The organism is Helicobacter sp. NHP19-003, assembly GCF_019703305.1.
Classification (GTDB): Bacteria; Campylobacterota; Campylobacteria; order Campylobacterales; family Helicobacteraceae; genus Helicobacter; species Helicobacter gastrocanis.
Window position 1 is genome coordinate 855645 of the sequence record NZ_AP024814.1, and the last position, 14476, is coordinate 870120.

Here is a 14476-nt window from a genome sequence, read left to right on the forward strand (position 1 = left end):
AAGGATGACATAGACATGAAAGCGTTATTTTTAATCATCGGCGCGCCGGGCAGTGGCAAGACCACGGATGCGCAACTCATAGCCGAGCGCAACAGCGACACTATGGTGCATTACTCCACAGGGGATTTACTAAGAGCTGAGATTGCCAGCCAAAGCGAGCGGGGCAGGCACATTGCCAGCTTCACGAATAAGGGCGAGTTAGTCCCCCTAGAAATCGTCATCGACACCATCATCACCGCCATTAAAAACGCCCCTAAAGAGGTGATCATCATTGACGGCTACCCCCGCTCTTTAGAGCAAATGCACGCTTTAGACAGAGTGCTAAAAGCCCAAGAAGAGGTGAAGTTAAAAGGCGTGATCGAGGTGAGCGTGGGCGAAGCGGTGGCAAGAGAGAGGGTTTTAGGGCGCTCAAGGGGCGATGACGACAATGTCGAGGTGTTTAACAACCGCATGCAGGTGTATTTAAAGCCCCTAGAGAGCATTGTAGAGTTTTACAAAGCCCTAGAGGTGCACCAGCAAATCAATGGCGAAAGAAGCATTGAAGCCATTGTCGCCGACATTGAAGCCTACATTAAAACCCACATAAAGGATAAAAATGGACTTGTCAAAAATTAAAGCGGGCGAGGCAAACGCCCTGAACGCCGTGATTGAAATCCCCTACCAATCTAAGGTCAAATACGAGGTGGATAAGGACAGCGGAGCGGTGTTGGTCGATCGCGTCATGTACCCTTCTATGGTGTACCCGGCTAATTACGGCTTTGTGCCCCACACTTTGAGCCTTGATGGCGACCCTGCGGACATTTTGGTGTTGAACGAAGACCCCCTAATGCCCGGCAGTGTCATTAAATGCCGTTTAATCGGGGTGCTCGTCATGGAAGATGAAAGCGGGCTTGATGAGAAACTCTTAGCCGTGCCTTTAAGCAAAATTGACCCAAGATATGACAACATTAAAGACCTACACGACTTGCCCCCTATTGTGTTGCAAAAAATCAAACACTTCTTTGAAACCTACAAAGATTTAGAGCCCGAAAAATGGGTGAAAATCAAGGACTTTGGCGACAAGGCACAAGCCGAAGAAATCTTTAAAAAAGCCCTAGCCAACTACAACAGCAAGGCATGTTAAGCCTACAACAGAAAGCCCCCTACACCCCCCACCCCCTAGCCCTTTACGCCCACTTGCAGGGGGCGAACACGCTCTTGTTAGAGAGCGCACAAGTAGAAAATAAAAAACACACTAAATCGATCATTTTGGCGAAGGCGTGTTTAAAACTTGTGTGCCAAGATGCGAAGGTGTGCCTAGAGGCTTTAAATGCCAACGGGCAAGCCTTGCTAGACAAAATGGCAAAAGTGCTAGAGCTAGAGCCCAAACAAAGAGCGTTAGAAAAGACCTATGCCAAAGACACCACCCTAAGCGATGAGTTTAGCAAGCTTAAAAGTGCTAGCCCACTTGATTGCTTAAGGGCGGTGTTTAAAAGCGTAGACACTTCTACAACCCCCCCCTTTGGGCTGTTTTGTGGGGGGTATTTTGGCTTTGAGTTCATCGGGGCGTTTGAGGACTTGCCCCGCCTAGAGGCAACAGACAACACCGCCCCCGATTTTATCTTTTTCGTGGCACAAAATTTAATTTTAATCGACCACCAAGCTAAGAGCACCCAAATCTTTGGTTCTTGCTTTGCCCCCACTTTTAAAGAGCAAATCCAAGCCGAAATAGACCATCTAGCTCGCCTAAATCCCGCCCCCTTTAGCCCCAAGACAAGCCCCCAAGAGAGCAACCTAAGCACCAATGGCACAGATGCAGACTTTGCTAAGATGGTCCTAGCCCTGCAAGAGCAAATCAAGCAGGGCGAGATCTTCCAAGCCGTGCCCTCACGAAGCTTTTATTTAGAGTGCAAAGAGCCCTTAAGTGCCTACCACCACCTAAAAGAGCAAAACCCCAGCCCCTACATGTTTTACATGCAGACAGAGGATTTTACCCTCTTTGGGGCAAGCCCTGAAAGTGCCCTAAAGTATGACGCCAGCACCAATTTAGTCCAAATTTACCCCATTGCCGGCACCCGCCCACGGGGCAAAAACCCCGATGGCAGCCTTAACCTAGACTTGGACAACCGCCTAGAATTAGACTTGCAAAACGACCCCAAAGAGCGGGCAGAGCATATCATGCTCGTGGATTTAGCCCGCAACGACATTGCCCGCGTGGCAAAACCCTTCAGCCGTGTGGTGTCAAAACTCTTAAAAGTGGAGAAATTCTCCCATGTGATGCATTTAACTTCTGCCGTGCAGGGCGCGCTAAAAGAGGGCTTAGACGCACTGCACGCCTACCAAAGTTTTATGAACGCCGGGACTTTAAGCGGCGCGCCCAAAATCGCCGCTTTAAAGCTCATCGCCACACTAGAGGGCAAGAGACGGGGCTCTTATGGAGGGTCTATGGGCTATTTATGCGCCGATGGGTCGATGGATAGCTGTATCATCATCCGTTCAGCGTTCGTGCAAAACGGGCGGGCTGTGGTGCAAACGGGGGCGGGGATTGTGCTAGACAGCCTAGTGGAGGCAGAGATTGCCGAAACCAAGGCCAAATCCAAATCCGTGATCTCTGCCATTTTAAAGACACACGCATGAAAATTTACTTCATTGATAATTTCGACTCTTTCACCTATAACCTTGTCTATGACTTAGAGGGGCTGGGGCACTCTGTTTTAGTCTTACGCAACACCACCCCAGCCCCCCTGCTTTTAGAGTATATGCAGGTAGAAAAAGAAAAACCCTTGTTGTTTATCTCCCCGGGTCCGGGCAATCCCACGCACTCGGGGCAACTTTTAGCCATGATTGATGCCATAAAGGGCAAATACCCCATTTTGGGGGTGTGTTTGGGTTTGCAAGCTTTGGCGCAAAGCTATGGAGCGCGCATTGTCAAAAGCCCTAGCATTGTGCATGGCAAAAGCTCCACAATCACCCTAGAGCCCTTTGAAGCCTTTAGGGGTTTGGGGGATTCTTTACAAGTGGGGCGTTACCACTCTTTAATGGCGGCCAATTTACCCCCTTGTTTGCAAGTCATCGCCCATTGTGGCGAGATTGTGATGGGGATTTACCACGCTAAAGACAAAGCCCTAGCTTATCAGTTCCACCCCGAGAGCATTTTAACGCTCAAGGGGGCGCAGTTGTTGCAACAAAGCTTAGAGTTTATACAAAGCTAGAACAAATAAGCGTAGGACACGAGCCAATAGTAAAAATCCATCGCCAAGTTCTTTTGACGGATGGATTGCACCTTGCCAAAAGGGATTTTCACCCCTAACTCCACGCGTTGTTTTTGTGCGATGGTGCTGCCCACGCCAAAATTCACCACCCCGTTATAGCCCATGAAAGAGAGGTGATCGACAGAACTATGCAAAGTCATGGCCCCTTGGAAATAACCAAAGCCCACGCCCACAAAAGTGCCGAAACTAAATTTCTTGCTGTGGTAAAAGTCGTTCACCATGTCTAAGTGGACATCCATGAATGAATACACATCGGTGTTAAAGGCGGTGGGTTTTAAGGTTTGGATGTAATCTATTTGCGCACGCAAAGACACATAACGGCTGGGATTGAACTGGTAGCCCGCCTTAAGCCCCCATAAAAAGGAATTATTGTAGGGTTGTTTGGCAACATTGTAGGTCGAAAAACCCGTTGTAACCCCGATAAACACCTGATTCTTTGGCAGGACTTGCTGTTGTGCCAACGCCACGCCCACCAGCCCTAAGACCCCTAAAGCCCATTTATTCACTTATCGCCCCGATAGAATTTTTTGAGCTTGTCATCTAGAGGGGCTAGTAGGCGATAAAAGATAGGTACCACCAGCAAGCTAAGCATCATAGACACCAAAAGCCCCCCACTCATAGCAATACCGATGGGCGATTTCATCGCTGAACCCTGCCCCACGGCGATGGCTAAGGGCAACATCCCAAAGACCATTGCGATGGTGGTCATCAAAATAGGCCTTAGGCGCGATTCGCCCGCCAACACGATCGCTTCTTCAATGCTGTGCCCTTCTTTACGGCGGTCGTTGGCAATGTCGATGATGAGGGTGGCGTTTTTGCCCACCATGCCAATGAGCAAAATCAGCCCCATTAAAGAGAACAAGCTCATGGATTGGTGCACCATCCCCAAAGCAAAGAATGCCCCCGAGAAGCTTAAGGGCATCGTAACCATGATGATCAAAGGCTCTAAGAGCGATTCGTAAAGGGCGGCTAAAATCATATAGATGAGGATAAAGGCGGTCGCGATCGCCACGCCAAAGGCATCGTTGCTCTCCTTAAGGCGGTCTGACTCGCCCGTGAAGCGGAAAGCCGCCCCCTTAACCAACCATTGATCTTTGTGTTTTTCCACTTGGCTCAACAGCTCGCCCAAATTTGCACCCCTAGCCGGGCGTGCCAAGACCGTTACACTCCTTTGACGGTTGTAGCGGGTGATGTTGGAAGCCACTTTGCGTTCAATCACTTCAATCAGCCCGTCTAAAAACATCAACTTGCCGTCTTTATTTTTAATCTGCAGTCGTTTGATATCATCTATGTTTGTTTTTTTATCTGCCGGGACTCTAATGATGATGTCGTATTCCTTGCCATTTTCCTTAAAATAGCTCACCCGATTCTCCCCCGAAAAGGCATTGCTCACCACACTCGCAATGTCTTGTGCGGTTACGCCATACTTGGTCGTGGTTGCCCTTAAAACGCGCAGTTGGTATTGGGTTTGGTAGTCGGAGGTGTTGGTGTGATAACCCGCCACTTTGCCTTTCATCTCAGGGCTTTCTAGCAAGAAGTGTTGCAACTTTGCCACGCTCTCATCCACGAGCTTTTGTGTGGGGGCATAGACAAACACCTGAAACGCCGAGTTGTCCCCCCCGCCAATGAGGGGTACTTCGGCTAAGTTGATGGATTGCAAGTCCTTAGCCTCGGGGATGGCTCTTAGTTTGTGGCGCATCTCCTCCATAATCACAAATTGATTCTTTTTGTGATTCTTCTTTAGTTTGACATAGAATTTGCCCTTAAAAGTGCTTTGGATATTGCCATAACCCACTTGCATGGAGTCAAACTCCACATCTGGGTCTTTTTCAATCACTGCCTGCAAGGCCTTCATTTTGGCCAGCATGGCTTTTAGGCTGATGTCTGTCTGTGCCTTGACATAGACATAAAACTTGCCCCGATCTTCTTTGAGCAAAAACTCCATGCCCAACTTGCCGGCAACATGCAAAGAGGCGGCAAAAATGCCCACCACCACCAAGCTTACAAGGAGTTTATGGTTTAAAAGCCAACCAAGCAAACGGGCATAGGCTTTCTCCATTTTAGTGAAAAAGGGTTCTGTGCGCTTATAAAGGGCGGATTGCTCAGAGGACACAATGAGCGAACTGAGCATAGGAACCACCGTAACGACCACAAAATAGGAGATCGTGATGGCTAGGGCAACGGTGATCCCAAAGCTTTGAAACCACCGCCCCACCACCCCGCTCATGTTGGCCACAGGGATGAACACAGACAAGAGCATGGCAGAGATGGCGATGATGGCAAAGGCAATTTCATGCACACCCTCATAGCTGGCGGTTCTTTTGTCCATCCCGGCTTCTAGCTTTTTGTGGATGTTCTCGATCACCACGATCGCATCGTCAATGATGATCCCAATGGAGAGGGTGAGCGCGACCATCGTCATCATGTTTAAAGAAAAGCCGATCCACTGGATGAGCGCAAAAGTCCCCATGATGGAGATAGGGATACTCATTGCCGAAACAAAGGTGATGGACAGACTACGCAAAAACACAAAGACCACAGAAACCGCCAAAATCCCTCCCAAGATCAAGTCAAACTTGACATCTTTAATCGAGTGGCGGGTGTAGTCTGTGGTGTCTAAGAAGGGGCGCAACTCATAACCAGGGCTCACCGCGCGCATGGCATCTAATTCCTTATAGATTGCATCCACGATTTTGATCTCATTAGCCCCTGCGATTTTTTGCACTTCTAGCACAACACCTTGATCATGCCCATAGCTGGCATAGGTGATGTCCGGATCAATGCCCTTTTCAATGGTGGCGATGTCTCTTAGGCGGACATGGCTACCGATTTGGATGTCGCCCAGCTCTTGGAGCGTGTAGCTGTTGCCGTCCACTAAAATGGTGTAGTTTTTCTTGGGACTGATGATCTTGCCCCCGTCCATTTCAAGGTTTTGCGTCTTTAGGGTGTTGTAAAGATCGTTGTAGGTCAGGCCGTATTTATTCATCAGACTTGGGTCGGCGTAAATACGCACTTGCTTTTCTTCAAAGCCCTGCAATTGGACATTGCCCACGCCCTCGACCTTTTGTAGCATGGGCTTAATAATATTTTTGGCGTGGTCGTTGAGCTCAGCTGGGGTCTTGGTCTTGCTGGTTAAGAAAATAGAGAGAATCGCCTGCCCGCTGGTGTCCACTTTATCGATGGAGGGGCGGCGGATGTTGGGGTCGTTAAAGCTCACCGAAGACACTTTATTGATGATGTCGTTTAAAGCGGTCATGATGGGCTTTTCAAGCACAAACTCGATGGTTACGATGCTAATATTACGCGCACTGTTAGAGGTTACTTTTTTGATCCCATCCACGCTCATCACGGCTTCTTCGATCTTGTCGGTTACTTTACTCTCTACAATGTCCGCACTCGCCCCCGGGTAGCTGGTTTTCACCACAATGATGGGGAAGTCAATGTTAGGAAAGAGTGCCACGCTGATTTTCTTTAAAGCCATTGTCCCAAAAAAGACAATCATGCACGCAAACATTAAAGTCGTGATGGGTCTTTGGATTGCAAACTTATACACAAAAGCTCCCTACTGGATAAAACCGTCCCCAAAGACACCGGGGACTAAAGGGCTGTTTGCGGGCAAAAGAGCCTCCGCGCTCACTTTGCGGGTACTCTCATCAATGGTGGGGTAAATTTTGGTGATTTTCACTTCTTGTTTTTTGGATTTACCATCGATGCTGTAAATGAAGGTGTCCCCCACTTTGACGACAGGCAAGTATTTGGAGTCGAACTCGATCACCATTTTCACCCCCTTGCTCACGAGTCGAAACAACACTGTGTTGTTGGCATTCATCCCATCGCCCAGCTCAATGTTCTTGCTGGCGATGATGCCATCAAAGGGGGCGCGCAAAATGGTTTTATCCACCACCGCCTGCGAGTAATTGCGGTCATATTCGAGCTTTCTGTAGTCCGAGTAGTATTTGTCTAGGGTGTTTCTATCGATCGCCCGTCCGATTTTGCTGTAGCGCTCGTACTGCTTGCGCATGAAGTCGTATTGTTGGATGATGGAGTCCACCTGCGACTTTTTATCCTTATTGTAAAGGGTCAAAAGGACTTCCCCTTTTTTCACCTTACTGCCCACATCCACATAGATCGCGTCCACAATCCCGGCGGAGTCTAAAGTTAAATTTGCGTCTTGCAAAGCCCTGACATTAAAAATGGCGTAAACTTCTTTGGCTCCTAGCCCCGCCACAAAGAGCAGGGCGCATAAAAAATATTTCATCATCGTCCTTTAGCGTACATAGTCTTGGATATGGTGTCCGCTGTAAAAAATGTAATTGGCTTTTTGCATTTCGTAATTGTTGAGCGATTGGTTATAGACCACTTCGGCATCAAAGCGGGTACGCAGTGCCCTTAGGTAGGTGGTGAAATCCACCAAGTTAGCGGCGTACTTTTTCTTAATGCTCTCATAAGAGATGGTCGCCGATTTGAGGCTCGCCTCCGAACTTCTAATTTTTGCCAATGCCATGTCTAAAGACTTGCGGTAAAGTTGCTCGTCTTTTGCCTGCTCCATCCTTTTGTACATCAAGCTTTTCTCTTGAGAGAGTTGGTTTAAACGCAAGTACTGCTTTTGTAAATTAATGCCTATGTCGTTTAAGATGTTTAAGGTCACTACGACACCCACAGTGTTTTGTTGGTCGGGATAGAGGTTGCCAAAGCGGTTATCCTTACCCATCGCATAGGCCGGTTTTTGGATGTAGTATTGCCAATCATCGTTGATGTCCACCGTGGGGTAGTAGTTGAGCTCTTTATTTTGGTAATGGATGGCTGTGATTTGCTCTCTTAACGCCCGAATATCCGCGCGCTCTTTTAAAGACAGGGTGGGGGGCGAAATGGTTGTACGGCGCAAAGAGGGGATTTTAGAATTGGTTAAATACTCTAAAGTCAAGCGGTTTTGCTCGATGGAAAATTGCATGTCCGTGATGTCGTTTTCGCTCAAAGCCCCCTGCGCTTTTGCGCTCTCCAGATCGTCAATGGTGGTTAAGCCTTCGTTGTAGAGGTCGCGGATGCGCTTGATGTTGGAGCGCAATTCGGCCAGCTTCTTTTGCAAGGCGACCAACTGCGCCATGTTGTTGAAGTACTGATAATATTGTTGCACCACTTGCAAATAAATGCTCTGCTTGGTGTACTCCATATTGGCACTGCTAGAGCGGTAGCTGGCCGCCATTTGCCGTACATTGTTGATGTCGCTAAAGCCGTTGAAGAGATTGAGTGTTAAATTCGTGTTGAGCATTTGCATGTTGTAGTTAGGGTAAAAAGGCGTGTCCCTATCTCGGCGGTTAAAGGTGTAAGTGCTTGTCATGGAGGGCAAGAACTTTGCCTTAGCGATGCTGTGGTTTTTAAGGGCTTGCGCCACTTGCAAACGGGCGGCCTGTAAGGAATAGTTATTGTCGGCGTTTCTAATTAAATCTGCTAGTCCGAGGGCGTGTCCTTGTGTGGTCTCCCCCTTGTCTTCTAGCCGTTCGAGCCGTTTTAAACTCAAACTAAAATCATCATCTGTAGCGGCTGGGGTGTATTCCGTGAGCTCTAAAGCTTGCAAACTAAAACTAAAAAAAATCGATAAACTACCTAAAAAAAGTTGTTTCCTTTTTGATAAAAACATGTTGAACTCCAAAAGCTTAAGAAAGCGTGGTGTCCTTGGCGGGATTTGAACCCACGGCCTCACGATTAGGAATCATGCGCTCTATCCAACTGAGCTACAAGGACACTGAAAAACTAAAATCCAGAAGGTTTGAGTTGTGAAGCACAACTCAAAGCAAAAAGAACTTGAGCTACTTTTTCTTGCTAGATTTAGCGGCTTTGCCGATCTTGCCTTTTTCTTTCACCACCATGTCTTTTAAAACCTTGCCGGGTTTAAACTTAGGCACCATTTTATCCTCTGTTGCGTAGGTTTTATCGCTGCCGGGGACTTTGCCACTCTTGCCCTTCTGCAACGCCACTTCAAATTTGCCAAAGCCCACAAGCTCCACACTTTCGTGTCTACCCAAGGCTTTTTGCACGGCCTTCACAAAGCCATCTAGGGCAAATTCCGCATCTTTACGGCTCTCAAAGCCCCCCTCTTCCTTCATCAATTCGACAAACTCCGCTTTTTTCATAGGCACCCTTTCAAATTTTGCTCCAAATGTGGCGCATGAGGCGGTCATTATACTACAAAAATTGCAATCTGCGCCCTATCTTGCGTTTACGCTCTTAAAACCCTCTATTTTGCGCCCCCTTAAGAGCGATTCAAGCTAGCTATTTGTATGATAGGGGCTTATTGATGAAAGTAAGGGGTTCATGTTGCGTGTTGCTGTCAATGGAGCTGGGCGGATTGGGCTGTGTGCGTGCCGTGTTGTGGGGGCAAGAAAAGATTTAGAGTTAGTGGCGATCAACGCCACTTATGGGATAGAGACTCTAGCGCACCTCTTACGCCACGACTCTTTGCATAAGCACGATCTACCCATCGAGATTTTAGACAGCGCGCATTTGCGCATCGGACATAGCCAAAAAGTGAGGGTGCTTGGCGAGCGTGATCCGCACAAATTGGATTTGAGTCCCGCCCAGGTGGTCTTAGAGTGCACGGGCAAGTTCAACGAGGCGAATTTGGCCAAAGCGCACCTTAAGGGGAGTGTGCAAAAAGTGGTGATCTCTGCGCCTGCCAAAAACACGCCGACTTTTGTCTACGGGGTCAACCACACCCACTACAAGAGCGAGGCGGTGATCTCTAACGCTTCTTGCACCACCAACGCCCTAGCCCCCCTTTTAAAGGTGCTGGATTCTAACTTTGGTGTGCAGCACGCCTTGATGACAACGATTCACAGCTACACCAACGACCAAAACCTTCTAGACTCCAAACACAAAGACTTGCGCCGCGCTAGAGCTGCCGCGCTCAATGTGATCCCCACAAGCACAGGGGTGAATAAAGCGATCGCTCTAGTGTTGCCCCATCTGGCGGGTAAAGTGAGCGGCCTTGCTTTAAGAGTGCCGACCCCCGATGTGAGTTTAGTGGATTTGAGCTTTGACACTAAAAAGCCGCTAAGCCTAGAGGTCTTACACGCAAGTTTTCAGCAAGCCAGCCAAAAAGAGTTGAAGGGGATTTTAGGCATAGACACAGAAAAGCGGGTGTCTAGCGATTTTATCGGATCGCCCTTTAGCGCCATCTACATCGAAGACCAAACTTTGGTTTTAGACCAGCACCACGCCAAGATTTTAGCGTGGTATGACAACGAGATGGGCTATAGCCATCGCTTGGTGGATATGGCTGTTTACATTTGCCAAAAGGATTAACATGCTAGCAGGGATCAAGCGCATGCAAGAGGTCTTGGGGATACAAGACATCAGCGTTACAAATAAACGGGTGTTGATACGGGTGGATTTTAATGTTCCCTTAGATAAGGATTTTAACATCACCGAGGACACTCGTATGCGTGAGAGCATCTCTACGATCAATCATTGCATCGATAATGGGGCGCAGTCTGTGGTCTTGGTGGGGCATTTAGGGCGGCCCCAGCCCCAAATAGAAGGGCAGAGAGAAGAGAAATACTCTTTTAGGCATTTGTTAAAAAGGTTAGAAAGACTCTTAAACAAAGAAGTGTTGTTTGCCAGCTCCCCACAAATGGCTAAGGATTTGCAAGAGAGCCAAAAAAATCCCATTATTCTAGTAGAGAATTTGCGCTTTTACAAGGGCGAAAAGGACAACACCCCTGAGTTTGCCAAATGCCTTGCTGATCTGTGCGATGTCTATGTCAATGACGCTTTTGGCACAAGCCACAGAAAGCACGCCAGCACCTATGGGATCGCCGCCTATGTCCCCGTGAAAGTCGCCGGCTTTTTGCTGAAAAAAGAGATCAACTCTTTTGCTAAGGCTTTGGCAAATCCCTTGCGTCCCGTGTTGCTGGTCGTGGGCGGCTCAAAAGTCAGCTCCAAACTCACACTCTTACACAATATCTTAGAGCGGGTGGATAAAGTCATCATCGGCGGAGCGATGAGCAACACCTTTTTAAAGGCTTTGGGCTACAATATGCAAGCCTCTTTGGTGGAAGAGGACCTGATCCAAGATGCCCTAGATATTCTCAACAAAGCCAAACAAAGGGGTGTGCATGTCTACCTGCCTGTGGATGTGGTGAGCAGCCCGCATTTAGAGCACACCGATCAGGTGCAAATCACCCCCGCCCAAGACATCCCCCTAAACCACATGGCAGTGGACATCGGCCCCGCCACTTCTAAGCTTTTTTCCTTGGTGATCCAAAGCAGCCAAACGATCATTTGGAATGGGCCACTCGGGGTGTATGAAGTGCCCTTGTTTAGTCGGGGCTCTAGCCAAGTTGCACACAGCATTTCCAACACCTATGCGTTTTCTTTGATCGGCGGAGGGGACACCATCGATGTCTTAACAAGGGCGGGCTATAAAGACAGCGTCAGCTTCATTTCTACGGGTGGGGGGGCGAGCCTAGAACTTTTGGAGGGCAAAATTCTAGTCGCCTTTGAAGTCTTGGACCGCCACCCATGACAACAAGCGCGCCATGCCCATCATGTGGTAGGAGTGGGCATGATCAATGTCTTTACAAAAAACGCTGAACTAGTTGAGGTCTTTGCTTTTAGGGATTTTGCCAGCTTCCCCTTTGAAGAGAAAAATATCCTATGGTTTGAGATCGTCAACCCCACTTTTGCCGAGCTCTATTGCATTGCCCAAAACTACGATCTAAATCTTTATGAAGACCCTGAAAAAAGTGCGGTGGTGAAGTATTGGGAGAACAGCACCTCCATCACCATCAACACCTATTTTATCTACAAAGACACCCCCCTAGCCTTCCACACAGAAGCCGTAACTTACTTCATCGCAAACAATATCCTTTTCACACTTTATCACGGGGATTTCCCCATTTTTAAAGATGTGCAAAGGCGGGTTTTGGCTAGCCCTAAAAAATTCCATGACGGCTTTGACATTTTGGCAAAAATCCTAGAGCTTTACTTTGAAAAGGGGGCGGATTGTTTGGAGGAGGTCAATAGAGAAACCAGTGTGCTAAGAAAACAAATTGTCTTTGACTTGGAGGCGTGTACCCACGAAGAAACTTTAATCTCTCTTTCTTTCTTGCAAGAGTTCAACATGGAGCTCAGAGACTCCCTTTTTGACAAACGGCGCATCATCACGGCGTTGCTTAAAAGTAATAAAGTGGATAATGAAACCAAGAAAGACTTCAACATCATCATCAAAGATTTTAATTCGCTCGTGGAATTTAGCACCGCAAACCTCAACGCTCTAGACAATATCCAAAACCTCTTCACTTCTCAAGTCAATGTGGAGCAGAATAAAATCATCAAGCTTTTCACCGTGGCAACCATGGCGATGATGCCCCCCACGCTCATCGGTACAATCTATGGCATGAACTTTGAAGTGATGCCCGAGCTTCGATGGGAGTTTGGTTATCCAATGGCGGTTATGGCGATGATCGTTTCTACGATCTTGCCCATTCTTTACTTTAAAAAGAAGGGCTGGCTCTAAAGGGCTAGGGCTAAGAGCACGCCCAAGACTACTGTGCCTAGCAAAAATGCGCTTAGGATAGAAACCGTGTTTTTGCGCTTAAAGCCCATGAGCAATCCGCTGATATAAAATAGACACAGAAAGACCCCAAAAACAATCCCAAAAATCTCCAATAACTTGCCCGCTTTGCCTTTGTGTACCTGCATGAGTATGCCTAGAAAACTGCGGTGGATTACAGTGATCACGCTCTGATTTCCCTTAGCACTTAGGCTAACCTCATAACTGGCAGTGCCGATGATCAAAGCCTCTCTGTGCTTTCTAGGTTTAATTTTAGATGGCAGAGCTAGGTGTTTTTGTTTTAAAAAATCCAATAAAAACCCTAACTCTTTGTCTTTGGCCACAAGGGGGACGCTCCAGCTGGTGATCTGCGCTCCACTATTGGGATTGAAATCCAAAAGAAAAGCCACCCCACTCAGGGCAAACAACAAGGCAAAGGGCAAGAAAAACACACTCGTCAAGGCGTGGAATTTATAAACGCTTTGGATACACATCATTGGATAATGTGGCTCACAAATTTAGAAAAATTATCCATCACTAATCCGCCCTTTCTAAAGCCCAGCCCGCAAGCTTCGTAGGCGTAAAAGACATTGGGTTGGTAGTAAAACTCCCCAACCTTGTTTAAAGGGGCAAACTCCTGATAAATGGGTTTGTGGTTGCCATAAATGCCCCCTGTTTCGTGGATCACGCTTAAATCGGGGTTTAAAATCTGTGTGTTTGCCCCCTCTCTGCCAAAGGCGACCTTGCGTACTTGTTTTTTATTGCGCAAAGGTTCGTAGCTTGTTTCTAATAATAGGGGGTGGTTGGGGTAGTGTTCCCAAAGCAATTTTAAAAACCGCTTGCTTTGGAAAATCAAGGTGTAGGCGGGGTTTAAAAAAATCGTGTTTTGGTTTTCCATCATGCCCTGCATGAGCATCGCTAGTTCAGGCTCATCAATGGCGATGTTCTCCCAAGGGATTAACTTAAAGAGAAACTCGTAATTGATGCCCTCGTAAAACACCCCCGTTTCGGCGTTGAATTCCACTTTATCAATGTAGGCGAAATGCGTGTCAAAGCCCGCACTCTTGGCGCACTCTTGTAAAAACCGCGTGGTGCGCTCCTCCTCACTGCTGCCCTGCACGCAAGAGAATAGGATTTTCCAACCCTCGTATTCTTGGGCGAATGCACTCGTGTCCTCTTGCAAGGTTACAAGCCGCTTAAAGTTCTCCCCCAAAGCCTCAAAGATATTGTTAAATTGCAACTCGGCGTTGTAGCCATTGTGCTTGAGCAACGCCCATTGCACTAAGGCACTCTCATAAAGCATGGTAGGGGTGTCGGCGTTGAACTCTAAGAGCTTTATGGGCTGTCCATCTAACCCGCCGGCTAAATCAAAACGCCCGTAAATGTGCCAGTGTATGTCGTTCTCCCAGCTTTGCTTAATCATGGGTACAATGCTGTTAGGGATGTCAAGCTCAAAAAAGCGTTCTTGATCGATCACCATTTGTGCCGTTTCCACGCACATGTCGTAAAGTTCGTTGCATGCGGCGTAATAAGCGTCCGCTTGGGCTTGGTTGATGGTGATTAAATCTGTGCTGATGTAGTCGGTGTTGTCTTGGTCTGTGTGCCACTCTAGTCCGATTTCCTCTAGGGCATGTTTACTTAGGGGGTTTAAGGTTTTGATTTGCATGGATGT

General features: G+C 47.7%; 14 protein-coding genes and 1 tRNA gene. 7 read left to right on the forward strand and 8 right to left on the reverse strand.

Features of this window, described 5'->3' with window-relative positions:
* Nucleotides 1-15: 15 nt before the first annotated feature.
* From K6J72_RS04515 to K6J72_RS04530, 4 genes are read left to right on the forward strand one after another with little or no spacing between them, the layout of a single operon-like run.
* Nucleotides 16-615, forward strand: coding sequence for an adenylate kinase (locus K6J72_RS04515; protein ID WP_221278962.1), 600 nt, complete (start codon nucleotides 16-18; stop codon nucleotides 613-615).
* On the forward strand, nucleotides 596-1123 hold the full coding sequence (gene ppa, locus K6J72_RS04520) for an inorganic diphosphatase (protein WP_221278963.1): 528 nt from the start codon (nucleotides 596-598) through the stop codon (nucleotides 1121-1123). Before K6J72_RS04515 ends, ppa begins: the two co-directional genes overlap by 20 nt.
* On the forward strand, nucleotides 1117-2616 hold the full coding sequence (trpE, locus tag K6J72_RS04525; protein WP_221278964.1) for an anthranilate synthase component I: 1500 nt from the start codon (nucleotides 1117-1119) through the stop codon (nucleotides 2614-2616). The genes ppa and trpE overlap by 7 nt, the downstream gene beginning before the upstream one ends.
* Nucleotides 2613-3191 (forward strand): aminodeoxychorismate/anthranilate synthase component II, encoded by a 579-nt coding sequence (locus tag K6J72_RS04530; protein WP_221278965.1) that lies wholly within the window; start codon nucleotides 2613-2615, stop codon nucleotides 3189-3191. Before trpE ends, K6J72_RS04530 begins: the two co-directional genes overlap by 4 nt.
* Here the strand turns inward: K6J72_RS04530 and K6J72_RS04535 are convergent.
* The 6 genes from K6J72_RS04535 to K6J72_RS04560 form a co-directional block, all read right to left on the reverse strand.
* On the reverse strand, nucleotides 3188-3757 hold the full coding sequence (locus K6J72_RS04535; protein ID WP_221278966.1) for an outer membrane beta-barrel protein: 570 nt from the start codon (nucleotides 3755-3757) through the stop codon (nucleotides 3188-3190). The genes K6J72_RS04530 and K6J72_RS04535 overlap by 4 nt on opposite strands.
* Entirely contained in the window at nucleotides 3754-6804 is a 3051-nt protein-coding gene (locus tag K6J72_RS04540; protein ID WP_221278967.1) for an efflux RND transporter permease subunit, read from the reverse strand. Before K6J72_RS04540 ends, K6J72_RS04535 begins: the two co-directional genes overlap by 4 nt.
* Before the next feature lie 9 nt (nucleotides 6805-6813).
* Nucleotides 6814-7512, reverse strand: a complete 699-nt coding sequence (locus K6J72_RS04545; RefSeq protein WP_221278968.1) for an efflux RND transporter periplasmic adaptor subunit — start codon at nucleotides 7510-7512, stop codon at nucleotides 6814-6816.
* 6 nt (nucleotides 7513-7518) lie between these two features.
* Complete coding sequence (locus K6J72_RS04550) at nucleotides 7519-8889, reverse strand: TolC family protein (RefSeq protein ID WP_221278969.1); 1371 nt, start codon at nucleotides 8887-8889, stop codon at nucleotides 7519-7521.
* 27 nt (nucleotides 8890-8916) lie between these two features.
* Nucleotides 8917-8993: transfer RNA gene (locus K6J72_RS04555), tRNA-Arg, on the reverse strand.
* 65 nt (nucleotides 8994-9058) lie between these two features.
* Nucleotides 9059-9382, reverse strand: coding sequence for an HU family DNA-binding protein (locus tag K6J72_RS04560; protein ID WP_221278970.1), 324 nt, complete (start codon nucleotides 9380-9382; stop codon nucleotides 9059-9061).
* 181 nt (nucleotides 9383-9563) lie between these two features.
* Here K6J72_RS04560 and gap point away from each other — a divergent pair, with 181 nt between their 5' ends.
* From gap to corA, 3 genes are read left to right on the forward strand one after another with little or no spacing between them, the layout of a single operon-like run.
* On the forward strand, nucleotides 9564-10553 hold the full coding sequence (gene gap / locus K6J72_RS04565) for a type I glyceraldehyde-3-phosphate dehydrogenase (RefSeq protein ID WP_221278971.1): 990 nt from the start codon (nucleotides 9564-9566) through the stop codon (nucleotides 10551-10553).
* Nucleotide 10554: 1 nt separating this feature from the next.
* Nucleotides 10555-11775, forward strand: a complete 1221-nt coding sequence (locus tag K6J72_RS04570; protein ID WP_221278972.1) for a phosphoglycerate kinase — start codon at nucleotides 10555-10557, stop codon at nucleotides 11773-11775.
* 39 nt (nucleotides 11776-11814) lie between these two features.
* A complete protein-coding gene (gene corA, locus K6J72_RS04575; RefSeq protein ID WP_221278973.1) occupies nucleotides 11815-12768 on the forward strand; it encodes a magnesium/cobalt transporter CorA in 954 nt (317 codons plus the stop codon).
* Here corA and K6J72_RS04580 read toward each other — a convergent pair.
* Nucleotides 12765-13301 (reverse strand): PepSY domain-containing protein, encoded by a 537-nt coding sequence (locus K6J72_RS04580; protein WP_260320505.1) that lies wholly within the window; start codon nucleotides 13299-13301, stop codon nucleotides 12765-12767. The two genes, corA and K6J72_RS04580, sit on opposite strands and share 4 nt — an antisense overlap.
* Complete coding sequence (locus tag K6J72_RS04585) at nucleotides 13298-14470, reverse strand: glutathionylspermidine synthase family protein (RefSeq protein ID WP_221278974.1); 1173 nt, start codon at nucleotides 14468-14470, stop codon at nucleotides 13298-13300. Before K6J72_RS04585 ends, K6J72_RS04580 begins: the two co-directional genes overlap by 4 nt.
* Between the last annotated feature and the right edge of the window lie 6 nt (nucleotides 14471-14476).

Excerpts from the sequence above, each read along its gene's own strand:
- K6J72_RS04515 (WP_221278962.1), top strand. The coding sequence starts at position 16 with ATGAAAGCGTTATTTTTAATCATCGGCGCGCCGGGCAGTGGCAAGACC.
- ppa (WP_221278963.1), top strand. The coding sequence starts at position 596 with ATGGACTTGTCAAAAATTAAAGCGGGCGAGGCAAACGCCCTGAACGCC.
- trpE (WP_221278964.1), top strand. The coding sequence starts at position 1,117 with ATGTTAAGCCTACAACAGAAAGCCCCCTACACCCCCCACCCCCTAGCC.
- K6J72_RS04530 (WP_221278965.1), top strand. The coding sequence starts at position 2,613 with ATGAAAATTTACTTCATTGATAATTTCGACTCTTTCACCTATAACCTT.
- K6J72_RS04545 (WP_221278968.1), bottom strand. The coding sequence starts at position 7,512 with ATGATGAAATATTTTTTATGCGCCCTGCTCTTTGTGGCGGGGCTAGGA.
- K6J72_RS04550 (WP_221278969.1), bottom strand. The coding sequence starts at position 8,889 with ATGTTTTTATCAAAAAGGAAACAACTTTTTTTAGGTAGTTTATCGATT.
- K6J72_RS04560 (WP_221278970.1), bottom strand. The coding sequence starts at position 9,382 with ATGAAAAAAGCGGAGTTTGTCGAATTGATGAAGGAAGAGGGGGGCTTT.
- gap (WP_221278971.1), top strand. The coding sequence starts at position 9,564 with ATGTTGCGTGTTGCTGTCAATGGAGCTGGGCGGATTGGGCTGTGTGCG.
- K6J72_RS04570 (WP_221278972.1), top strand. The coding sequence starts at position 10,555 with ATGCTAGCAGGGATCAAGCGCATGCAAGAGGTCTTGGGGATACAAGAC.
- corA (WP_221278973.1), top strand. The coding sequence starts at position 11,815 with ATGATCAATGTCTTTACAAAAAACGCTGAACTAGTTGAGGTCTTTGCT.
- K6J72_RS04580 (WP_260320505.1), bottom strand. The coding sequence starts at position 13,301 with ATGATGTGTATCCAAAGCGTTTATAAATTCCACGCCTTGACGAGTGTG.
- K6J72_RS04585 (WP_221278974.1), bottom strand. The coding sequence starts at position 14,470 with ATGCAAATCAAAACCTTAAACCCCCTAAGTAAACATGCCCTAGAGGAA.